Source organism: Exiguobacterium antarcticum DSM 14480 (assembly GCF_000685865.1).
Classification (GTDB): Bacteria; Bacillota; Bacilli; order Exiguobacteriales; family Exiguobacteriaceae; genus Exiguobacterium_A; species Exiguobacterium_A antarcticum.
Genome location: NZ_JMKS01000003.1, coordinates 19,583 through 41,011, shown reverse-complemented (window position 1 = coordinate 41,011; position 21,429 = coordinate 19,583). Strand labels below are relative to the sequence as shown.

General features: G+C 45.4%; 23 protein-coding genes. 16 read left to right on the top strand and 7 right to left on the bottom strand.

Going from position 1 to position 21,429, the window contains the following annotated elements; genetic code table 11:
* The first annotated feature begins 68 nt into the window (after positions 1-68).
* From P404_RS0101210 to P404_RS17980, 3 genes are read left to right on the top strand one after another with little or no spacing between them, the layout of a single operon-like run.
* Positions 69-974 (top strand): pyocin knob domain-containing protein, encoded by a 906-nt coding sequence (locus P404_RS0101210; protein ID WP_236624220.1) that lies wholly within the window; start codon positions 69-71, stop codon positions 972-974.
* 20 nt (positions 975-994) lie between these two features.
* Entirely contained in the window at positions 995-1,513 is a 519-nt protein-coding gene (locus P404_RS17210; protein ID WP_081809554.1) for a phage holin family protein, read from the top strand.
* Positions 1,513-2,196 carry a peptidoglycan-binding protein gene (locus P404_RS17980; RefSeq protein ID WP_051590444.1) on the top strand — a complete coding sequence of 228 codons (684 nt, stop codon included), beginning with the start codon at positions 1,513-1,515 and terminating at the stop codon, positions 2,194-2,196. The genes P404_RS17210 and P404_RS17980 overlap by 1 nt, the downstream gene beginning before the upstream one ends.
* Positions 2,197-2,213: 17 nt before the next feature.
* Here the strand turns inward: P404_RS17980 and P404_RS0101195 are convergent, their stop codons facing one another.
* The 4 genes from P404_RS0101195 to P404_RS0101180 all read right to left on the bottom strand — a co-directional run bounded on the left by P404_RS0101195 (position 2,214) and on the right by P404_RS0101180 (position 4,197).
* Positions 2,214-3,014 carry a hypothetical protein gene (locus P404_RS0101195; protein WP_026829789.1) on the bottom strand — a complete coding sequence of 267 codons (801 nt, stop codon included), beginning with the start codon at positions 3,012-3,014 and terminating at the stop codon, positions 2,214-2,216.
* 212 nt (positions 3,015-3,226) lie between these two features.
* Entirely contained in the window at positions 3,227-3,433 is a 207-nt protein-coding gene (locus P404_RS0101190) for a hypothetical protein (protein ID WP_026829788.1), read from the bottom strand.
* Between the two features lie 231 nt (positions 3,434-3,664).
* Positions 3,665-3,790, bottom strand: coding sequence for a hypothetical protein (locus P404_RS18970; RefSeq protein WP_269077467.1), 126 nt, complete (start codon positions 3,788-3,790; stop codon positions 3,665-3,667).
* A 113-nt stretch (positions 3,791-3,903) separates the two neighbouring features.
* On the bottom strand, positions 3,904-4,197 hold the full coding sequence (locus P404_RS0101180) for a DUF1798 family protein (RefSeq protein ID WP_014970582.1): 294 nt from the start codon (positions 4,195-4,197) through the stop codon (positions 3,904-3,906).
* A 74-nt stretch (positions 4,198-4,271) separates the two neighbouring features.
* Here P404_RS0101180 and recU point away from each other — a divergent pair, with 74 nt between their 5' ends.
* From recU to gpsB, 6 genes are all read left to right on the top strand, one after another.
* Positions 4,272-4,886 carry a Holliday junction resolvase RecU gene (gene recU, locus P404_RS0101175; protein WP_026829787.1) on the top strand — a complete coding sequence of 205 codons (615 nt, stop codon included), beginning with the start codon at positions 4,272-4,274 and terminating at the stop codon, positions 4,884-4,886.
* A 33-nt stretch (positions 4,887-4,919) separates the two neighbouring features.
* Positions 4,920-7,613 carry a transglycosylase domain-containing protein gene (locus P404_RS17200; RefSeq protein WP_051590443.1) on the top strand — a complete coding sequence of 898 codons (2,694 nt, stop codon included), beginning with the start codon at positions 4,920-4,922 and terminating at the stop codon, positions 7,611-7,613.
* Between the two features lie 106 nt (positions 7,614-7,719).
* Positions 7,720-9,981: a DEAD/DEAH box helicase gene (locus tag P404_RS0101165; RefSeq protein WP_026829786.1), complete on the top strand. Its 2,262-nt coding sequence runs from the start codon at positions 7,720-7,722 to the stop codon at positions 9,979-9,981.
* A complete protein-coding gene (locus P404_RS0101160) occupies positions 9,978-11,162 on the top strand; it encodes a ribonuclease H-like domain-containing protein (protein ID WP_014970579.1) in 1,185 nt (394 codons plus the stop codon). Before P404_RS0101165 ends, P404_RS0101160 begins: the two co-directional genes overlap by 4 nt.
* Complete coding sequence (locus tag P404_RS0101155; protein WP_014970578.1) at positions 11,159-11,719, top strand: SLOG family protein; 561 nt, start codon at positions 11,159-11,161, stop codon at positions 11,717-11,719. Before P404_RS0101160 ends, P404_RS0101155 begins: the two co-directional genes overlap by 4 nt.
* Positions 11,720-11,724: 5 nt before the next feature.
* Positions 11,725-12,045, top strand: coding sequence for a cell division regulator GpsB (gene gpsB, locus P404_RS0101150; RefSeq protein WP_014970577.1), 321 nt, complete (start codon positions 11,725-11,727; stop codon positions 12,043-12,045).
* Positions 12,046-12,135: 90 nt separating this feature from the next.
* Here the strand turns inward: gpsB and P404_RS0101145 are convergent, their stop codons facing one another.
* Positions 12,136-12,357, bottom strand: coding sequence for a hypothetical protein (locus P404_RS0101145; RefSeq protein WP_236624209.1), 222 nt, complete (start codon positions 12,355-12,357; stop codon positions 12,136-12,138).
* A gap of 120 nt (positions 12,358-12,477) precedes the next feature.
* The gene (locus P404_RS0101140; protein ID WP_026829784.1) at positions 12,478-14,052 is read right to left on the bottom strand and encodes an FAD-dependent monooxygenase; all 1,575 of its coding nucleotides are present in this window, start codon (positions 14,050-14,052) and stop codon (positions 12,478-12,480) included.
* A gap of 80 nt (positions 14,053-14,132) precedes the next feature.
* On the opposite strand from P404_RS0101140, the gene yvfG reads away from it, so the two are divergent.
* From yvfG to P404_RS0101105, 7 genes are all read left to right on the top strand, one after another.
* A complete protein-coding gene (gene yvfG, locus P404_RS0101135; protein WP_236629935.1) occupies positions 14,133-14,363 on the top strand; it encodes a protein YvfG in 231 nt (76 codons plus the stop codon).
* Complete coding sequence (locus P404_RS0101130; protein ID WP_026829783.1) at positions 14,360-14,971, top strand: NUDIX hydrolase; 612 nt, start codon at positions 14,360-14,362, stop codon at positions 14,969-14,971. The genes yvfG and P404_RS0101130 overlap by 4 nt, the downstream gene beginning before the upstream one ends.
* Before the next feature lie 60 nt (positions 14,972-15,031).
* Positions 15,032-15,238: a hypothetical protein gene (locus P404_RS0101125; protein WP_014970572.1), complete on the top strand. Its 207-nt coding sequence runs from the start codon at positions 15,032-15,034 to the stop codon at positions 15,236-15,238.
* 141 nt (positions 15,239-15,379) lie between these two features.
* Positions 15,380-16,111: an ABC transporter ATP-binding protein gene (locus P404_RS0101120; protein WP_014970571.1), complete on the top strand. Its 732-nt coding sequence runs from the start codon at positions 15,380-15,382 to the stop codon at positions 16,109-16,111.
* Positions 16,108-17,625, top strand: a complete 1,518-nt coding sequence (locus tag P404_RS0101115) for an ABC transporter permease/substrate-binding protein (protein WP_014970570.1) — start codon at positions 16,108-16,110, stop codon at positions 17,623-17,625. Before P404_RS0101120 ends, P404_RS0101115 begins: the two co-directional genes overlap by 4 nt.
* Positions 17,622-18,506, top strand: coding sequence for a diacylglycerol/lipid kinase family protein (locus tag P404_RS0101110; protein WP_026829782.1), 885 nt, complete (start codon positions 17,622-17,624; stop codon positions 18,504-18,506). Before P404_RS0101115 ends, P404_RS0101110 begins: the two co-directional genes overlap by 4 nt.
* A gap of 209 nt (positions 18,507-18,715) precedes the next feature.
* A complete protein-coding gene (locus tag P404_RS0101105) occupies positions 18,716-20,062 on the top strand; it encodes a sodium-dependent transporter (protein ID WP_026829781.1) in 1,347 nt (448 codons plus the stop codon).
* 193 nt (positions 20,063-20,255) lie between these two features.
* Here P404_RS0101105 and tnpB read toward each other — a convergent pair whose 3' ends face one another.
* Entirely contained in the window at positions 20,256-21,428 is a 1,173-nt protein-coding gene (tnpB, locus tag P404_RS0101100) for an IS200/IS605 family element RNA-guided endonuclease TnpB (protein WP_026829780.1), read from the bottom strand.
* Position 21,429 lies beyond the last annotated feature (1 nt).

Below are 21,429 nucleotides of genomic sequence, written 5' to 3'. Positions count from 1 at the left end.
AGACTAACATGCAAAAAGTACCCTATCACATGGTCGAAGGATTGCCTGAAAATCCCGACCTGTTCCAAATGTACAAACTCACGCAAGATGGTGGGAAGCGCTGGCAGTCTACTGACCTAAACAATTCGACCAACGAAGGCTTCTACTATGCGTCCGGTTCTGCGCTCAACATCCCAATCTCAGGACGCAGTTACATGGTCGACGTCAAGAATAACGTAGGTGAATTTATTACTGACATCCTACAAGTCGCTTACGAAAGTTCGACCTCAGTCACCAATATGTACTTCCGACGCTATTCGACTGCTGGTGGAACGTGGAACTCATGGGTTAAAATCCCGCTCCCATCAGAAGTCCAACTCGGTAAAGTCTTCACCGACTCCGGAAAAACCTTATCACTCACAAGCCCAGACCTCGATGCCTTGACGCAGTCGGGGTTTTTCTATGTCACGCAATCCACCAACGGCCCATCAGTCGAATTCGGAGTGACGACGAATGGTTTCCTCGATGTCTTGGTACGCGATCATTCAAACGTACAGGTCAAACAAATCTTTACGACGTTCGACAGTTCGCGGATCTTCACGCGGATCAACAACACTGGTGTCTGGACGCGCTGGAAGGAACTCAGTGCCTTGACCGCGACTACGGAATACACGGACATCACTTTGATCAATGGAACTACAGCATACTCTGGATCGGGTTATAATCCACAATTTGCGAAAGTTGGAAACCAGGTATATATCCGCGGCGAAGTAAAGTCAGATTTTTCCCTGGGACGAATTATAGGGTATTTACCAGCTGGATATCGCCCTTCGCAAAAACATCGATTTGTCCAAAGTACTTTCGTTACAACACCTCAACAAGAAATAGATCGTTGGTCCATCGACACAAATGGTGCGATTCGGTTGGATGGAACATGGGGGCAGGATGGTGCGATAACGGATGCATACGCTCTCCACACATCATTCCTAATTTAAAAAAGAAAGCGAGTGAATTTATGAAAACACATTACTTGTTCGAAGGATCGATTGCCGTAATCGGGACAGTCATCACAGCATTGATGGGAGGGTGGGACACTGCGCTGAAAATTTTAGTGGTTCTGATGGTTGTTGATTACATGAGCGGCTTCTTAGCTGCCTATAAGTTAAAGAAGGTTAATTCCGATGTGATGTTTTGGGGCGGCGTCCGAAAGGGCGTCGTCTTTATTGTGGTCATCATTGCTGTACTAGTGGACGAGTTAGTCAATAACGGATTGCCGATCATGCGGACGCTTGTCCTTTATTACTACATCGCACGAGAAGCCTTGTCCGTCACGGAAAACTTTGCCTTGCTCGGTGTGCCGTTGCCGCAACAGCTAGTCGATGTATTGACTCAGCTCCAGGAAGAGAAACAACCGCGCACGATTGATTCGATCATTGAGAATGCAGCAGCGGAAGAAGAACAAGTGACGCCGATCTCGAGTGAAGTAAGCATTGCAGAAGTAAAATCTGATGAAAAACAAAAGGAGGCAAAATAATGTATTACGATAAACGAAACCGCGCAACTTTAAACGAACTGGCTCCAAACACAAAACGACTCGCACTCAAATGGTACGAGTATCTCGTTAAGAACGGAATCGAAGTACTGGTGTACGATGCACGTCGCACGGTAGCGGAACAAAAAGCAAACGTAGCGTCCGGTGCATCACAGACGATGTATTCATATCATATCGTCGGCCAGGCACTCGATTTTGTACCGGTCAAAGACGGCAAAGTATTGTGGGGTGGTTACAATGCCGCGAATATCCAAAAAGCCATCAAGGAAGCACAGCGTCTCGGATTCACATGGGGCGGGGACTGGGACTCAGACGGCAACCAACGTGATGAAACATTCATCGACTCGCCGCACCTGCAGTATGAGTACAAAGGATACGGGACAGATAAAGTACTCGGATCCGCACCATCTTCAAAACCTGCAGCTAAACCGAAGCCGGCGCAAGGTGATGGGAAAGCAATCGTACCGTATCCGGGCAATCCGCTCTATAAAGGAGCGAAAGGAATGCTCAAGAAAGATATCGAGCGTATCCAGCGTGCTGTCGGAGCATCTGTTACAGGTAAGTACGACATGGCTACTGAAAAAGCTGTTGAAGCTTACCAAAAGCGTAAGAAGCTCGATGCAGATGGCGTTGTCGGACAAGCTACGTGGAATATGTTGTTTTAAATAAAAAAGAAGTCTCCTTAAAAGTAACGAGGAGACTCTTTCTTTGGGGTTTCACTATGAATTAGCTGGAAATCAATCCACCCTTCATATTTTGAATCTATCATTTGAATGTGCTTTTTACTTGAAACCATTTCATAAATATCAACATACTCATTTTGATGTTGATCACTATATTTTAATCTAAGAGAGAGTCTAGGTAATTTTACTATGTTCTCGTTTAACATCGAGTATTGGAGTACAAAGTGGTTTGTAAGAACAACAAAGTAGTTTGGAACTAAAAGAAATGTTGACTCTTCACTTTTCAATAGAGAATGATATCGAGTGTAGGGAATCGTATTCATGTCTTTATTAACTCCTCTGTTTTCTATCACATCTTTTCCGTTTTCCCGATAAAAAATATGTTCAAAAGTATCATTGGCATGGATTGTAAAAATACCAGCATCTGATTTTATGAACTTTAGAGTGTAATCTTCATCGAAATCTTCGAAGTCGCTAATATCATCAAGCAAGCGAAAACTATACTCAATGTTCACAGCAAAGGATTTGCCAGTGTTAATCATCTCAATAGGGGCCTTAACGAATTTATCTTTAATTGGGGTTAGATTTGGTTTATTCAAATCCCAATCTGTAAAAATCGATTCTACTTCTACCGTAATATTTTTATTTACAGGTAATAATCTAGGTCTGTCAGATTCTTCTTTCTCTTTTGTTTGGGCTTTAAACTGATTTAAACTTATTGTTGCAGACCAACCTGCAAAAACTGCTGCAATTGCGGCGGCAATTGCAGCACCTGAATCAATCCAATCGCTAACTTGCATCAAATTCCCTCCTATTCATCATAAATAAGACAATAGTAAAATAAGGAGGGAATTACAATGTTTTTTAAATGGGTAAATAAGGGATTTAAATGATATAATTTAGACTTCCCATAAGGGATCCGGGGAAGATCTAGCGGGGCACGGTCAAACGGTTAAAGTAGAGCCGGGGCGAACGCGAAAGGGGATCTTCCCCTTTCCCGTTGTATGGATGGTTAATCCAGACTTAGCACAACTTGCTCACTTACTGAAACGGATGCTTGTTGAGTACGGGACAATACGACATTTATTTTGGTCATGCATTCTGTTCGTAACAAAAGGTCGACTTGATTTCCAGTCGTCAATTGTTCCATCACCCGTCTGATCTCGAACATGTCCCCAGTGATTGCTAATTGATTATCTCCCAGTAATAATATTTTCATCGCTTGCTAACCTCCCGTTCCCACGACGAGTAGCTGCACATTAACTAATTTATGAGTATTTACCACGTATAATTCACTTAGAAACGCAATGAGGTGTGCAATTTTAAATTGCACACCTCATTTCACACTATGATGAATTTCCTCGATTACACACTCAATTTCACATTAAAGATATATCAGAAAACGATAGGAAAACACCATCAAAAACCAAAGGCATCATGTATCTTCCTATTATATAGTAGGAGTCTGGAGAATCACCGTCTCGTCGACGAACATGACGTACTTTTTTGCTGTTGGATTTGTCGCTCGAGGAATCAATTTTGATTCGTGACGCGCATTCGATTTTGATATGGCCAATCCTACTCCTCCTCGCACGGTTCGGCAGGAACAGTCCAAGCTGTCTGCTACCCTAACTACTTATTTACGACAAGTGTACCAAAATTTCCTGCTCAGAAACATCATTCAACGGATTATTGCATCAATTGATCGATGTAGCGGACGGATTTAATCGTCTCGTTAAACCGCTTTAAACTTGTTTTGGGTTGAAACGCCTGGACGGATAATTGTTTCAATTGATCGACGGCACTTTCGACCATCGCCGGGCGTAGGTAAGGGCTGTTCTGAGCGTTTTGTTGCCATTCTGCAATCAGAAGGTCCGCTTGTTCGACGAACGGAATCACCTCTTTTTGGAAGTCATATTCTGTCCCATCGCGTCCTGCTTGATAAATACGTTCAATGTCTTGAAGTAACGGTTCTATTGTCATTTGTTTTTAACTACTCCTCTCGGCCGATACGATACAATCACATATCATGGTACAATAAACGCGATAGGAGGGGAATCGTTTTGAATTACCCGAATGGTAAAAAGTTTCAAAAACCACTTGAGTCGCATGGTGTGACAATCCAAAACGCCCGTTCCAAAGGATCGACCTTCTCGAATCGTGGAATGAAACTGGAAAAACTTATTAATGAAAGTAATACGTTTTATTTGACCCATAATCGGGCAATCATACACAAGAAACCGACTCCTCTTCAAATCGTTCAAGTTGATTACCCGAAACGGTCTGCTGCCGTTGTCAAAGAAGCCTATTTCAAACAACCGTCGACAACGGATTATAACGGTGTGTACCGTGGGCGATATATCGATTTTGAAGCGAAGGAAACCAATCATAAAACGTCCTTCCCACTAAAAAACTTTCATTCCCATCAAATTGAACATATGCGTCAATGTGTAGCACATGGAGGAATTTGTTTTGTCATCATTCGATTCAGTATGTATAATGTGCAATATGTGTTGTCTGTCGAGCATTTGTTCCCCTGGTGGGAGCAGTTGGAAACAGGCAGAAAGTCGATTCCGTTAGCAGAAATCGAACGTCATGGAAAAAAACTCGAGACAGGTGCGTTTCCTGCAATTGATTATTTACCAGCAGTGGACGAGTTATATTTCACTTGAGAAACTTTACAGATTGAAGGAGAAGGATAGCATATGGAAAGAAGTCGTGTCGCACGTCGTGAAGAAACGAAGACGTTAGTCAAACAAACGAACCGGACAAAACGTCCGAAAAAGAAAAAGACAGGCGGATCCGGTGGCAAGGGTGCCCTTTGGAAAAAGTTGCTGTTAGTGGCAACAGGATTGTTCATCATTTTGATGCTTGCTGGTGGAGGGTTTGCCGTTTACGCAGTAGCCACAGCACCGGAGCTGGATGAATCCAAACTACGTGATGCGCTTCCGCTGAAAATTTATGCGAGCAATAAGGAAGAAATCAAAAAGGGTGGGACGAGTCGTGAGTACGTCTCGATTAAAGAGGTACCGGATGTGGTGAAAGATGCGTTCATCTCGATTGAAGATCGACGTTTCTATCAGCATAACGGAATTGACTTCCGCCGCTTAGGTGGCGCGATCATCGCCAACATCACAGATGGTTTTGGATCAGAGGGTGCTTCAACGATTACGCAACAGGTCATCAAACAATCGTTTTTGAGCTCAGATAAGACCATTACCCGGAAAGTCCAGGAACAGTGGTTAGCGATTCGTTTAGAACGGGATTATACAAAAGAACAAATTCTTGAAATGTATTTGAATAAAAACTATTACGGTCAAGAATCGTACGGGATTCAGACGGCGTCAAAAGCATACTTCAATAAGACGGTCGATAAGTTGAACTATGCCGAAGCAGCGATGCTTGCGGGTCTGCCGCAACGTCCTTCCGCATATGATCCGATTCAAGGAGATCCAAAGCTGACGAAATGGCGTCAAACACAAGTGCTCGATGCGATGTTGACGACGGGTGTCATCACACAAAAACAGCGGGATCAAGGGGTCGACCAACCGATTTCGAAATTGATTGATCCGGCACCTAAATCAAAGGACGATGCAGCTTACGATAGCGTGATTTTTGATATGGTCTCACAAGAGCTAGAAGACGTCTTTGGTCTTGAAGGTAAAGACATCTACGGCCAAGGGTTAAAGATTTATACATCCATCGACAAACCGATGCATGATTATATGAATGAAGCGATTAAAAAAGACCAAGTCGTTCAATTACCGGAGTATGCGGAAGCCGCAGCGACCGCTGTCAACACGCAAACGGGTGAAATTCTCGGAATCGTGGATGGAAAAAATCCAGGGACAGGGACGTCGCGCCGAAACTTTGCAAAAGAACCGCACCAACCGGGTTCTTCAGCAAAACCGTTTTTCGCTTACGGACCGGCGATTGAAAATGAAAAATGGTCAACGGCTAAAATGATGACGGACCAAGAAACAAAAGTGAATGGAAAAAACATCGGAAACTATTACGATGGATACCGAGGGACAAATACGATTCGGAACTGGCTTAAGATTTCTGCCAATACGCCAGCGATTCAAACATTCCAACAAATCGGTGGGGATTCCGTCGAGGCGTTTGCCGCTAAATCAGGTTTACGACTTCAAGACGACGAGTCGATTTCACCCGCTTATGCGATTGGGGGAATGAAACACGGCTTCAACACGACACAAATGGCGTCTGCTTACGCTACACTCGGGAATGGTGGGGATTACATCAAACCACACATCATCAAGACGATTGAATACAGTGACGGTTCAAAAATCAAATCACCTGTCAAACCGAAAAAGGCAATGGAAGATTATACAGCCTACATGTTGACAGATATGTTGCGAGACGTCTTGAAGCCAGGCGGGACGTTCCCGAGTGCCGCCCTTGCCTTTGATGCAGCAGGTAAAACCGGAACGACGAATGCTTACAAAGATGTCTGGTTCGCCGGCTACACGTCGGATGTCTCAATCAGTGTCTGGACGGGAACAACAAAATCCGGAAATAACAATGAGTTAGGTTTAAGTGGACCAACGAACAGTACGATGGCTCAAAACCTTTGGAAAGATTTTGTCACGAAAACACGTGACCGGACACCTGCACCTTTTGAACAACCAAGTTCTGTCCTCAGTATTGGGGATGAGCTTTACGTGAAAGGGACAAAAGAACCGGTTGTCGAAAAAAAGGCCGTACCAGCTCCGACTGGCTTACAAGCATCCTACAATGAAGACTCGGAGTCTGGTGAACTGACGTGGAGCTATAATGATTCAGCGCTTCGGACAAATGGATATGACAGTGTATCGTTTGAAATCTCGATGACTGATCCAGACGGCAAACAATCGGTTCTCGGTACAAGTTCAACGAATCGAATCGCAATTAATGGATTAGATCCAGGACGGACGACGTTGACCGTTGTCGCGAAAGCGTCTGGAGAACAGTCAGGACCCGTCTCGACGACGGTGACGGTTGCCGAAGTCGAGACGGATGAACCGACGACGGACGAACCGACGACGGATGAACCGACGACGGACGAATCGACGACGGATGAACCGACGACGGATGAACCGACGACGGATGAACCGACGACGGACGAACCGACGACGGATGAACCGACGACGGATGAACCGACGACGGACGAACCAGCAACGGACGAACCGACGACGGATGAACCGACAACGGACGAACCGACGACGGATGAACCGACAACGGACGAACCGACGACGGATGAACCGACAACGGACGAACCAGCATCAAACGATGGAGCGTCCACTCAGTCGAATAGAGGGAATTCGTCGAACGGCAATCAAGGTCGAGGACAGGATAATGCGCCTGCAGATCAACAATCAGAACCGGAAACTCAACAATAAAGAGTAGAATGGTCATTAGAAGAAGACAAGACCGAAGAAACGGGTGTGTTTCTTCGGTCTTGCTTCTCTTTTTTTGTATAATGGAGGTCAGGAAGGAAGTGGGGCAATGGAAGCTAGACAATCACTTGTCACCTATTTAGAAGAACTCAAAGCCGATCGTTCCTTCATGGAGCGTGTTACCTATATGAAAACGATGGAAGCGACTGTCGGACGTTACGCACGGTTTCCTAAAGAGATGCCGGAACGTTTGCGACAAGCCCTGGAAAGACGAGGTATCACTTCGTTGTATCGGCATCAGGAGCTCGCTTTTCGAACCGTCCAAAGCGGTGCATCGACCGTTATCGTTACCCCGACCGCATCTGGGAAAACCTACTGCTTCAATTTGCCGATTTTGTCTCATCTCTTAGCCCATCCGAATGCACGGGCCTTGTACCTCTATCCAACAAAGGCGTTGGCGCAAGACCAGAATAGTGAACTGTTAGAACTGATCGACGAGATGGAAGCACCAATTCGTTGTTTTACGTATGATGGTGATACGTCACCGACGATTCGAACAAAAGTCCGTAAAGCCGGTAATATCGTCATTACGAATCCAGATATGTTACATTCCGGTATCTTACCGCATCATACGAAATGGATCGAACTGTTCGAAAATTTATCGCATATCGTCATCGATGAATTGCATACGTATCGCGGAGTATTCGGAAGCCATGTCGCAAACGTCATCCGACGGTTGCGACGGATTTGCCGGTATTATGGGAGTGACCCGATTTTCATCATGACAAGTGCGACGATTGCCAATCCACAAGAACTAGCAGAACGTTTGACGGAAAAAAAGGTTCAGTTGATTGATGATAATGGAGCACCAACCGGTCGAAAACATTTTATCGTCTATCAGCCGCCAATTGTTAATGCGCAACTTGGAATTCGTCGTTCAGCGACACTAGAAACCAAACAATTGGCCTCACGCTTCATCAAAAAGAAGTTCCAGACGATTGTTTTTGCCCGGTCACGTGTCCGTGTCGAGGTGTTGTTGACATATCTTCGCAGTCTGATCCGGCATGAACTTGGACCCAAATCGATTGAAGGCTACCGGGGCGGCTATTTACCAACTGAACGGCGAGATATTGAAAGACGGTTGCGTAAAGGTGAAATTACCGGCATCGTCTCGACCAATGCTCTAGAACTTGGCGTCGACATCGGACAACTTCAAGTCTGTATCATGAACGGTTATCCGGGAACGATTGCGTCATTATGGCAACAGGCGGGACGAGCCGGACGGCGTCAAGATGATGCCTTGATCATTTTAGTCGCTTCTTCCGGAATGCTCGATCAATATGTGGCCGAACGACCAGAATTGTTTTTAAATCAATCACCGGAAGCAGCTCGACTCGACCCCGATAATCTCATCATCGCCGTCGATCATATCAAATGTGCCGCGTTTGAATTACCGTTTCGTCAGGGCGAAACGTTTGGGACACTTGAGACGGAAGATATCTTAGAGTATCTGGTCGAAGAACGTGTATTGCATCAGCGGGGGGAACGGTATTACTGGATGAACGATGCGTTCCCGGCACATGGTATTTCGCTACGATCCAGCGATCAAGAAAATGTCATCATCGTTGATCAAACAGAAGTCCCGAACCGAGTCATCGGTGAGATGGATACCTTCAGTGCGATGACATTATTACACGATGAAGCGATCTATTTACACGGGGCAGATCAATACCAAGTCGAAGCTTTGGATTTCGAAGAAAAAAAAGCCTTTGTCCGAGCCGTAGATGTTGATTATTATACGGATGCTAATTTTTCAGTCGAATTATCCGTTCTGGATGAAGATGAATGTTATACGAACGGTGATTTTAGTGTCGCACGCGGAGATGTCAGTGTCCGTGGAATGGCGACGATGTTCAAGAAGATCAAGTTCGGGACACATGAAAACATCGGATCAGGTCCCATTCATCTGCCGGAACGGGAAATTCACACGACGGGTGTCTGGTTTTCCTTACCGGAAACGTCTACATCGAGTACAGAGCTCGAACAAGTCTTAGAAGGAGTCGCAAACAGTCTGCGTCGTGTTGCTCCCTTGTATTTGATGTGTGATGCCAGTGATGTGTTTGTTGTTCCTCAAGTCAAAGCCACGCATACACAAAAACCGACGATTTATCTGTATGACCGTTATCCGGGTGGTGTTGGGCTCGCGGCATCCATCTACAAACAACGGACCATCATGCTCCGGGCTGCCCGGGACTCGATTGAGACATGTCCTTGTCTCGACGGTTGTCCAGCCTGCATCGGGATGATTGGGATATCTGATGAAAAAGAGCGGACGATCAGAATGCTTGCTGAAATGGAGACGGAATTATGAAAAATAAACTGAGACGGATGTTGAAGACGACCGAGACCGAACCGAAAAAAAGTCCCTCATCCACGGATCAGGAACGAGCCACGACAGCTGAACAAGCAGCCTGGTTAGCAAAAGGTGCCGACATCCTCACGTTCGAAGAGGAATGGATTGTCCGACTGGATCACCGGTATCCCCTGACGGCTCAGCACGGTCATCGGTCATTTGAGGCGGTTTTTGAATCGTTACAGTTACCGCATCCGCCACTGGCGCTAGATGTCCCACTCGAACAAATCATTTTTTTTGATACAGAAACAACGGGTCTAAAAGGTACAGGGACCACGATTTTTTTACTTGGATTTGCACGATTTGAAAAAGGCGAACTGCTGATGCGGCAATATTTCCTGCCGCATCCACACTATGAAGCGGCTTTGTATCACCATTTTTTACTGGATATCGGGGAAGACGTTCGATTCGTCACCTACAATGGAAAAAGTTTTGACTGGCCGCAAATCAAGACCCGCCACGTGTTTGTCCGTGAACGTGTACCACGTCTGCCGAAAGTGGGTCATCTCGATTTACTCCATGTCTGTCGTCGTCTGTTCAAAGGAATGTATGACTCGTACCGGTTGACACGAATGGAAGAACGGATTGGATTTGAGCGGACGGATGATTTGCCGGGTTTTTTAGCACCGATGCACTATTTTCAATACGTCGAACATCAAAATCCGGACATCATGTCTGGGGTTCTGGAGCATCATTTGCATGATTGTCTCACGTTGGTCAGTCTTTATGATGAATGTAATCGGCTTGTGACACATCGCCAAGACGCTTCGTCACAGATTCGTGAAAATATTGCCATCTGGTTAGCGGATCTAGGTATTCACGATCAGTCGGTCAAACATTTTGGACAGGCGGATGAGTTGACTGCGCAAGGTTGGTTACGCCAAGGAATGTTATACAAAAAACTGCGACAGTACGAGGACGCCAAAATCTGTTTCGAAAAGAGTGGTACGTACGAAGGGTTCATCGAACTTGCGAAATGGGCCGAGCACATTGCCAAACAACCAGCCGTTGCTTACGATTATACTGAAAGAGCCAAAAACATGTTAGCAGACCATCAGTTGTTAGCTTCGCGTCGGGAACGATTGGTAGCCGAACTAGATCATCGAAGTTTACGCCTACAAAGGAAGTGTCGTCGATGAAGGTCGTAGCAGTAACAGGGTATAAACCAACGGAACTTGGGATCTTTGACCAAAAACATCCCGGGATCAAGATTTTAAAAGCAGCCTACCGTGAACGTCTTATCCGATTGATTGAAGATATGGGGACGACTTGGTTCATTACGAGTGCAGCTCCTGGATGTGAGTTGTGGGCATGTGAAGTCATTTTAGAACTCAAACAGGAGTATCCAGATATCCGGTTAGGAATTTTGCTTCCTTTTCTTGAACAAGAAGCAAAATGGAAAGAACCGGTACAAGCACAATATCTAGCGGTTTTGAATCAAGCAGACTTTGTAGACGCAATCAGTCAAAAACCATACGAAAATCCATCTCAATTTCGAAATAAAACGGAATTCATGATTCAAAAGAGTCAAGGGTTATTGTCCGTATTTGACGAGGAACATGGAGGATCTGCCAAGTATCTGGTGGAACGTGCTAAACTAGAAATGGAACGATCGGATTATCAGTTGTTCTTGATTACACAAGATGATTTGGCGATGATGGAACAGGAGCAGACCTACAATGAACAATGGGAGTGAAGCGTATGTACAAGCCGTTATTGACAGCAGACGATATTTACAAAAAGGAATTCAAAACAGGTCTACGGGGTTATGTCATCGAAGATGTTGACGGATATTTGGATCAAGTCATTAAAGATTACGAAGGTTTTGAACGGGAAATCGAGCGGTTAAAGCGGGAACTAGAAGAAGCAAAAGCGACGCCTTCCGTTGGCATCAAACGAGAAGAACGGCGACCGGAACCAGACGTGCCGACCGTCCCTTCGAACCCTTCTAATTATGATATGTTGCGTCGCATCTCAAATCTTGAAAAAGCCGTTTTTGGACGACCACATCAAGAAGAGTAACGGATACGCGGACGTAATGGAAAAAAGGTTAACCAAAACCGTAGACGTAAAAAATCGGCTCCTCCATCAAATGAGGATGCCGATTTTTTGTCATTTATGGCGCAAAACCTCTTCTGCTTGAGCTAAATCTTCTTTTAAGACATAAAGGGCTACCCGGTCGTCCAGATCTTTACTGAAGCGTCGGAAGACAAAAGATGTTTTAACACCGCGTTCCATCCGGACACGAAGACCTGCTTGATCTAACCGATCATGATCACGGGCCAACTGTTCTCCTTTTTCTCCAAACGCTTCACCAAGTACGACCCAACGCATTGATTCTTTAGTTCGTCGTGTCACAATGACGATAAAATATAAAACAAGAACAACGATCAATATCATACGTATCGTATTAAAATCCATGGATAACATCACCTCATCTTTTATCATACGTCCTCAACGCGCATAAAGTAAACGTTCAAGATAACGTGAAAAAGGTTGAAGTTTTAATCCTTGTTGACGGTAGGCGATGTACCCATCTGGACGAATGAGATAGAGCCCAGCTTGTTTGATCCCAAATTTTCGAGCAAGCTCGCCACCTTGGTCAACGACACCATCATCTTTCAACTCTTGATGGATTGGTACGGTCTCGAATAAATCGGGATAGGAATATGCCAATTCTTTAAAAGGTGAGAGGATGGCTTCATCCGCTTGACGAGGTAAAAAAAGTAACAACAAAAAGTTCCGGTCCGCGCGTCGTAATAATAATTCATTTTTCTTGGTGCGTGGATTCACGACTTCACTATACGGCATCGGTTCCCCCGGACGTGGCGTCAAAAGCGGAAAACGTCCCTGTGTGACAAATAAATGGGAGGTTTGATAGTTACTGTTCAGTTGGGCAATTCGATTGGTGACGTAATGGTGTAGGGGTGTGATCTTTAAACTGTTACGAATGACTTTTTCTTGGAGTGGCAATAAAAAAGGCACATTGATCTGCAACAATTCAGTGGCTAGATTCGTGGAACGTAAAATTCCACGGGCTGCCTCACGTCGCTCGACACTATACGAATCAAGTAACGGAAAACTGGCTTTGAAGCGATGGACACACCATAATTTCCAAGCTAGATTCATTGCGTCGGCAATCCCGGTATTCATTCCTTGACCGCCGACAGGTGAATTAATATGGGCAGCATCCCCGATGAGATAAATCCGGTGATGACCAAATTTTTCGATGATTCGGTTATGGACCCGGAACATGGAATACCAGTGTACTTTTTTTAACTTAAACGGAACTTTGGCCCGGTTTTGTAAAAAATCTTCGATTGCAGCATGGTCTGTCGGAACGGTACCGTTCGTCAAGTTGCCCGTAATTCGAAATAAGTTGGACTGTAATGGAAAGGACTCGATGACACCATGATCGGAAAAGAAGATGTGGACTTCTTCAGAAGATAGCGGCCAATCCACTTCGATATCAGCTAGTGCCCACGATTCTTTAAAGGATTTCCCGCTGAATGGAAGTCCCAGTTCACGTCGGACAAAACTATTGGCACCATCTGCTCCGATGATAAAGGAAGCATCGACGGTCTCCGTCACATCATGTTTACGAATCGAGGCGCTGACGAACGTCGGAAACTGAGCGAAACCAGTCAGTTCCGTTTCACGTTCCACCATGTGCCCATCTTCCCGCAACCGGGTTTCGAGAATTCGTTCGGTCTCACTTTGAGGTAATAACGTGACGAACGGAAACGGTGTATTTAAATCAGTAAAGTCAAGTTTTGCTTGCCAAGCTCCATTGACATACAGATTGCCTTGATTGATTTTGATCGCATGCTCCATCAATGCATCGGCTACGCCAAGGCGCGCAAATAATTCGAGTGATCGAGCCTGAATTCCAATCGCTTTTGAGACGACGGATGGACCACTTGCACGTTCAATGATTCGAAAAGTCAAACCATAACGTGATAATGCGAGCGCTAACGTCAAACCGGTTGGTCCAGCACCAATGATCAGTACATCTACTTTTTTCTTCACGGATAGCCCCCCTTATTTTACTTCTTAGCCAAAACTCGCTACCATTAAACTATCGACTTGGCGGGTAACCGTCTGAAAGGATGAGGGCAGTGAATGAACAACTATTTACAACGGAACGCTTGATGAGCAACTTCAGAGAATACATGCGACAAAATGAAGCATATATGACGAAGATTCAGGCACTCAATGCGTACTATAAAGTCGTAGCAGGCTCGATTTTAGCCGATCGAATTGCTAAAAATGCGGATTTGATCGTACGTATGCGCCATCTGGAAGAAGCGTATCAGAAAGTCGCGCAGGAAACACGATGAGTGACTTCCGGATGGATGATGTGAAACGAGCGTTTGCCTCGTCAGAAGAGCAACTTCCTAAAAATGCCGCTGCCGTCTTGGTCCCCCTCCTCGAACGTCACGGAGCGATTTACCTCCTATTTCAAGTACGAGCGAAAACGCTCCGGTCGCAACCGGGAGAAATTTCATTTCCAGGTGGGCGGATTGATCCCGGGGAGGAGCCGAAAGAGGCGGCAATTCGTGAAACAAAAGAAGAGTTGAACTTGGGTGATGCCAACATTGAAGTCATCGGCACATTGGAACCCCTCGTGACACCCAATCGGTCAATCATCTATCCCTATGTGGGTATCTTGACGGCGGAAGAAATTCATCCGTCTCCGATGGAAGTGGATCATATTTTTTTGGTTGCCTTATCGGACCTTGTGGCAGCCGAGCCGATTCAAGGCGAGATGGAATGGCGCATTCGTCCGGGAAAAACAGTTCCGACAGAACGGTTGGCCAATCGCGATGCCTACTTGGATCGAACGTATAAAACCGTTGAACATTTTTATGAGCATGAAGAGTATTTGATTTGGGGATTGACGGCAAAAATCTTACGGCAGATGTTACGGACCTTGACGCAATACTAGCTTTTTCATGAGTTCTTTTATATGATTAAGAATATCTGAACGTGTCAGGAGATGATTGAGATGGAAGAAGAAGAGTTATTTGATTATATCGTCGGTGATATGGTAAAGACAAAAGAGGGCTGGGTCGCTGAAGTCACAGCCGTATTAACCAATACCGTAGTGGGAGATCTCTCACATACAAAAAACTTCGAAACTCTTGGTTTTGAGTTCGAGAAACAAGTATTGATCAAATCGGAGATTGAATTGCTGGAACGAAAATCAAAATGAACGATGGACCGGCAGAATTTCTGCCGGTTTTTTTGTATGTCAAGGTAGGCGAAAGCAGGTTTCAGAACAGACAAATCAGGGAAATTTTACAAAGATAATAAAGAATAGACTTGACTACTACAGATGGTGGAGGGATCGTGTGTGATTGAATTTAAAGCAGTCGGAAAAACATATCCAGATGGAACAAAAGCGGTCCGTGATTTAAATTTCACGGTCGAACAAGGAGAAATTTTCTGTTTGATTGGTCCTTCGGGTTGCGGGAAAACAACGACGATGAAAATGGTCAATCGGCTAATCGACCATACGGAAGGACAGATTTGGATCAATGGACAACCGATCATGTCAATCGATGAACACCAATTACGTCGTCAAATCGGTTATGTCCTTCAACAGATTGCCTTATTCCCGCATATGACGGTAGAAGAAAATGTAAGTGTCGTACCGCAGTTGTTGAAATGGGATAAAAAGAAGATTGAAGAGCGTGTCGAGACATTGTTTCAGCTGACAGGATTAAATGAGAACTTGCGAAAGAAATATCCAACTGAACTTTCCGGTGGTCAGCAACAACGTGTGGGCGTCATGCGAGCCTTGGCAGCCGAGCAAGATGTCATCTTGATGGATGAACCTTTTTCAGCGCTGGATCCGATTTCAAGAGAGCAACTCCAGAATGATTTACTGCGTCTGAACGACGAACTTGGAAAAACGATTCTGTTCGTGACGCATGATATGAATGAAGCATTGAAATTGGGCAGTCGGATTTGTTTGATGGACGAAGGAAAAATCGTTCTGATCGGAACAAAAGAGGAAATCTTGGCGAGTGACGATGCCTTCGTCAAAGAATTCATGGGTCAAGTCAGGGGGACGATCCAATGACAGGACTGTTCGAGACGTATCAAGACCGGAAAACAGAATTGCTCCAAGCACTGATTGAACATATTCAATTGTCTGTCCTATCACTTGTGATTGCTTGCCTGATTGCGATTCCACTCGGGATTTATCTTTCTCGTAATCAAAAACTAAGTGAATGGTCGATTGGGGTCACCTCCGTCATCCAAACGATTCCTTCCTTGGCATTGCTTGGATTGATGATTCCGCTTGTCGGGATCGGGACGCTTCCCTCCGTCATCGCACTTGTCTTATATGCGTTACTTCCAATCGTTCGAAATACCTATACAGGATTAGCGGAAGTAGATCCTTCGCTCAAGGAAGCGGCACGTGCTTGCGGTATGACACCAATGCAAAGTTTAATGAAGGTCGAATTGCCGCTTGCCCTGCCTGTCATGATGGCAGGTGTCCGGACAGCGATGGTCTTGATTATCGGGACAGCGACGATTGCTGCCTTGATTGGTGCAGGTGGTCTTGGATCAATCATCTTATTAGGAATTGATCGAAACGATAATTATCTGCTTTTATTAGGTGCCATTCCGGCAGCGTTGTTAGCTCTTTTATTTGATCTCCTATTAAGACAAACGGAAGTAGCGACCAAAAAACGTCAAAAGGGTCGACTTGTCATAGCACTTGCCTTAATCGCGACATTGATCGTTACACCATTCGCGCTTGGACGAACGGAACGACCAGATTTGGTTGTAGCGGGGAAACTAGGCGTCGAACCTGAAATTTTGATGAACATGTATAAGTTAGTCATTGAAGATCAGACTGATTTAAATGTGCAAGTCAAACCGAACTTCGGGAAAACGACGTTCGTCTATAAAGCATTACAATCGGGAGATATCGATTTGTATCCGGAATTCACAGGAACGGTACTTGCGAGTCTGACGAATGAAAAACCCGTCTCGAATGAAAAACAAGCCGTATTCGAGCAAGCGCGAGATGGTTTAGTGAAGCAGGAGCTGGCATTGCTTCCGCCGATGAACTACAACAATACGTATGCAGTGGCCGTCCCGAAAAAAGTAGCGGAACAATATGACTTAAAAACGATTTCTGACCTACAGCAAGTGGCCGATCAATTAAAGGCAGGATTCACGCTGGAATTTAAAGATCGCCAAGATGGGTATAAGGGGATCCAAGAAAAATACGGTGTGAATTTTAAAGACGTCGTGACGATGGAACCGAAGTTACGTTATAAGGCTGTTCAATCCGGTGACATTCAAGTCATCGACGCGTACTCGACAGACCCGGAAATCGCGAAATACGACATGGTCGTCCTAGAAGACGATCAGCAACTATTTCCACCCTATGAAGGGGCGCCACTCTTACGTCAAGAAACACTGGATGAGTATCCGGAAGTCGGTCAAGCACTTGAGCAATTAGATGGAAAAATCTCCGATGTCGAAATGTCGCGAATGAATGAAGCCGTTGCCTACGGTGGAAAAACAGCGAATCAAGTGGCACGTGAGTATTTAGAGGAAGAAGGAATCATTAAATGAGATTACTATTGATCAGTAACCCGACAGCAGGATCAAATCGTGCCGGTCTTTTACAAGAGGTCATTGATCCCTTGGCCGGGATGTTTGACGAAATTGTCATCCGTCAAACGACTCAGTCCCTCGATGCGTTACACTTTGCGGAAGAAGCAACGGATTTCGACGCATTGGTCGTCATTGGGGGTGACGGAACGGTGTTTGAGGTCATCAATGGTGTCGCTAAACTCGACAAACGTCCGATTCTTGGTATCATTCCAGGAGGGACCTGTAATGATTTTGCGAGAACGCTAGGATTACCGATGGTCCCCCGCCTGGCTGCTGAAATGATTGCGACCCAGCAAATCGTCGAAGTGGATCTTGGACAAGTCAACGATACGTATTTCCTGAATTTCCTTGGACTTGGATTAGTAGCGGAGGCATCGATTGGCCTTGATACGGAAGAAAAAGCTCGTCTCGGTAAGATGGGGTATTACCTTTCGACGATTCGCTCAAGTATGGAAGCGGAACCTTTTTCCTATGAACTAGAATTAGCAGAGGGACAAAAAATGACGGGAGAAGCCGTCTTGATCCTGGCTGCGAATGGAGAATCGTTAGGTGGGATTGGCACCAATTTATCAGAAGGAGCTTACAATGACGGGAAATTGGATCTCGTAATCGTCGATGAGGTCAACCTCACGACGATCCGAGATGTCATCCTTCAAAAAATCGGGTTAGCCACAGAACCTTCCTTTACACATATTTTAACAAGTGGATTTACGCTGAAGACGGATTCTCCGAAAGTAATTGATACAGATGGAGAAAAGGCGATGCATTCACCAATTGAAGTCAGCGTCTTACCCGAGTATTTAAAAATGTATAGCGGGCGATTGGATACGTTGGTGTAACAACCATTCTCCTAATGAAAGTCGACCTTCGAATCGAAGCCCACTGCTGTGGCTTCGATTTTTTGTTATCGATCAACTAAAACCCGTATGTTTTATCACGAATATGCGGTTATGCTTTGATGCTTTAAAGAAAATGTTTGGTAAAGGATGACTTCCAGAGTGATTTTTTGTACAATGGAAAAGTATTTTTGAAAAGGAGGTCGAGCACCATGAAAGGAAATGCATGGGCTTCGAAGGTCGGTTTTATTTTAGCAGCAGCAGGGTCAGCGATTGGTCTTGGGGCGATATGGAAGTTTCCATACACGACGGGAACAAATGGAGGAGGGGCTTTTTTATTACTGTTTTTAGCCTTTACCTTGTTACTTGGACTCCCGGTCTTGATTGCCGAATTTTTAATCGGTCGGACAAGCGGGAAAACAGCGTTACGAGCCTTCTCGGAATTGGGCCATAAAAAATATACGTTCATAGGCATACTGGGTGTCATCGCCTGTTTTCTTCTCCTGTCCTTTTATAGTGTGATTGGGGGCTGGGTACTGATTTATACGGTACTAGGTTTCTCGGGCAGTCTGACAACGATGAACGGTCAGGCGTTGGGCGAATTGTTTGGTACGATTTCAGCTTCCCCAGTATATGCGGTATCGGGACAACTGATTTTCTTGGTCATCACCTGTGTCATCGTCTTACGTGGCGTCCAAGCTGGAATCGAAAAAATGAGTAAAATCATGATGCCGTTACTCTTTGTTTGTTTCATCATTCTTGTTGTTCGTTCGTTGACGTTAGAGGGAGCAAGTGAAGGCGTTCGTTTCTTCATTGAACCGGATTTTTCAGCATTGAGTCGAACTTCGGTCCTGAGTGCACTTGGTCAAGCGTTCTTCTCCTTGTCGCTTGGTGTATCTGCGATGTTGACCTATGCTTCTTACATGAAGGAGCGGGGACAAATCAACCGCTCAGCGGTCTGGATCGTCTCGTTGAACATCGTCGTGTCTTTACTTGCTGGGTTCGCAATTTTTCCGGCGGTCTTCGCCTCAGGGCTTGATCCAGCGGAAGGACCAGCACTTTTATTCATCGTCTTGCCGACTGTTTTCAGTCAAATACAGTTTGGTTCCGTTTTCTTGACCCTCTTCTTTTTATTATTTGCCTTCGCATCGATTACCTCGTCGATTGCGATGCTTGAAGTGGTCGTCTCATCGATCACGGATCGAAAAGAAGGGGCTACATTCCAGGACAAAAAACGGAATACGATTATCGCAACCGGTTTGATTGCGTTAATCGGCATTCCGTCCGCTCTTTCCTTTGGTCTTGCAAGTGACATCATGTGGATGAATAAGACGATATTTGATTGGATGGACTTTACGGTTTCGAACATCCTGATGCCAATCGGTGCCTTGTTGATTTCGTTTTTTGCCGGATTTAAACTTGACCGGACCCTAGTGGAGCAAGAACTCGTCACGAGTCCGTTCATGAAACGTATGCTTCCGTTTTGGCGTTTTAGCATTTGTTACATGAGTCCCGTTGCGATTTTGATCATCCTGATCTGGCCGTTGTTCAGTTCTTGAAGATGGATGTCCCATTCCAAAAAAGCTAGTCTGCCTCATGGCAGACTAGCTTTTTTGAGAATCTATAAATCAAACTTGAGACGGATGTGAAGCCGGATAGATTATGGTGAAATAAGAATTGAACTACCTCCACCTACGCTTTGCTTAGAGGTGGAGGATTCCTGAGTTATCCGACCTAACGGTCGAAACCTGATCAGGCTAACCCCGTCGTCCCGACGGTTGAAGAAGCTAAGATGCGTTCTGCTTCTTGTTTGAGATTCAGTCCTGCATTCACATCACGATCGTGGTGGATGCTGCAAATCGGGCATGTCCATTCACGCAAACCAAGATATTTCACGTCTTTGTGTTGATGTCCGCAACTGGAGCATAGTTGGCTTGAAGCAAAGGTCTTCCCGACCTTCCCGACGGTCTTCCCATACCATTCTGCCTTGTACTCGAGCATGCGGAAGAACTCTGACCAACTGACCTCGGAGATGGACTTGCTCAACTTGCGGTTCTTCTTCATGTCCTTCACCTGCAAGGTTTCAATGCCGATGACGTCGTGGTTTTTGACGATCTCGGTTGACACCTTGTGCAGGAAGTCAGTGCGCTTGTTGGCGATCTTCTCGTGGATGCGGGCGACCTTCCGCTTTTGCTTCTGATAGTTCTTTGCCTCGGAAAGTTTTACTTTCTTGTTCAAGGCGATGCGTTGACGACGGGACAACGTTCGTTGTTCACGTGCGAGCTTCTTCTCAAGCGTTCGGAAGTAACGGTCATTCTTGTACACCGTGCCGTCCGACAAGATGGCAAAGTTCTTCAACCCGACATCGACGCCGACGGATGAGCCCTTCTTTGGCATTTCGTTGATCTCCTGCTCGACGAGCAGGGAGACGAAGTATTTTCCTGAAGCGTTACGCCGGATGGTCGCGTTCAAGATGCGTCCTACTACCTGCCTCGAGTTGGCGAAACGGATCCACTTCAACTTCGGGAGTTTTAACTTGTTGCGGACAATCGAGACTTCGGGAAGTTGGTTCTTCTTCTCGATATTGGTCTTGTAGGATTGGACGGGATTGCGCTTCGATTTGAAGCGAGGCCGTTCGTTCTGCTTCTTGAAGAAGCGGTCATACGCATCGGTCAGGTGTTTGACGCTCGATTGAAGCGAATGGCTATCGACTTCTTTCAGCCAGTCGAACTCTTGCTTCAGCATCGGGATTTCTTTCGAACAAGAACCGTAAGAGAGTCCTTTACCTGTCGCTTTATACGTCTCATCCCACTTCGCCAAGAAGTGGTTGAAGACGAAGCGCGAACAACCAATCGTCTTCGCGATGAGGATTTTCTGCTCTTTTGTCGGGTAGATTCTGAATTTGTAGGCCTTATGCTTCAACATG

What these genes read in the sequence shown, in the direction of transcription:
- P404_RS0101210 (WP_236624220.1), top strand. Translation starts at nt 69, where the DNA reads ATGTACAAACTCACGCAAGATGGTGGGAAGCGCTGGCAGTCTACTGAC.
- P404_RS17210 (WP_081809554.1), top strand. Translation starts at nt 995, where the DNA reads ATGAAAACACATTACTTGTTCGAAGGATCGATTGCCGTAATCGGGACA.
- P404_RS17980 (WP_051590444.1), top strand. Translation starts at nt 1,513, where the DNA reads ATGTATTACGATAAACGAAACCGCGCAACTTTAAACGAACTGGCTCCA.
- P404_RS0101195 (WP_026829789.1), bottom strand. Translation starts at nt 3,014, where the DNA reads ATGCAAGTTAGCGATTGGATTGATTCAGGTGCTGCAATTGCCGCCGCA.
- P404_RS0101190 (WP_026829788.1), bottom strand. Translation starts at nt 3,433, where the DNA reads ATGAAAATATTATTACTGGGAGATAATCAATTAGCAATCACTGGGGAC.
- P404_RS0101180 (WP_014970582.1), bottom strand. Translation starts at nt 4,197, where the DNA reads ATGACAATAGAACCGTTACTTCAAGACATTGAACGTATTTATCAAGCA.
- P404_RS17200 (WP_051590443.1), top strand. Translation starts at nt 4,920, where the DNA reads ATGGAAAGAAGTCGTGTCGCACGTCGTGAAGAAACGAAGACGTTAGTC.
- P404_RS0101165 (WP_026829786.1), top strand. Translation starts at nt 7,720, where the DNA reads ATGGAAGCTAGACAATCACTTGTCACCTATTTAGAAGAACTCAAAGCC.
- P404_RS0101160 (WP_014970579.1), top strand. Translation starts at nt 9,978, where the DNA reads ATGAAAAATAAACTGAGACGGATGTTGAAGACGACCGAGACCGAACCG.
- P404_RS0101155 (WP_014970578.1), top strand. Translation starts at nt 11,159, where the DNA reads ATGAAGGTCGTAGCAGTAACAGGGTATAAACCAACGGAACTTGGGATC.
- gpsB (WP_014970577.1), top strand. Translation starts at nt 11,725, where the DNA reads ATGTACAAGCCGTTATTGACAGCAGACGATATTTACAAAAAGGAATTC.
- P404_RS0101145 (WP_236624209.1), bottom strand. Translation starts at nt 12,357, where the DNA reads ATGCGTTGGGTCGTACTTGGTGAAGCGTTTGGAGAAAAAGGAGAACAG.
- yvfG (WP_236629935.1), top strand. Translation starts at nt 14,133, where the DNA reads ATGAGGGCAGTGAATGAACAACTATTTACAACGGAACGCTTGATGAGC.
- P404_RS0101130 (WP_026829783.1), top strand. Translation starts at nt 14,360, where the DNA reads ATGAGTGACTTCCGGATGGATGATGTGAAACGAGCGTTTGCCTCGTCA.
- P404_RS0101125 (WP_014970572.1), top strand. Translation starts at nt 15,032, where the DNA reads ATGGAAGAAGAAGAGTTATTTGATTATATCGTCGGTGATATGGTAAAG.
- P404_RS0101115 (WP_014970570.1), top strand. Translation starts at nt 16,108, where the DNA reads ATGACAGGACTGTTCGAGACGTATCAAGACCGGAAAACAGAATTGCTC.
- P404_RS0101110 (WP_026829782.1), top strand. Translation starts at nt 17,622, where the DNA reads ATGAGATTACTATTGATCAGTAACCCGACAGCAGGATCAAATCGTGCC.
- P404_RS0101105 (WP_026829781.1), top strand. Translation starts at nt 18,716, where the DNA reads ATGAAAGGAAATGCATGGGCTTCGAAGGTCGGTTTTATTTTAGCAGCA.
- tnpB (WP_026829780.1), bottom strand. Translation starts at nt 21,428, where the DNA reads ATGTTGAAGCATAAGGCCTACAAATTCAGAATCTACCCGACAAAAGAG.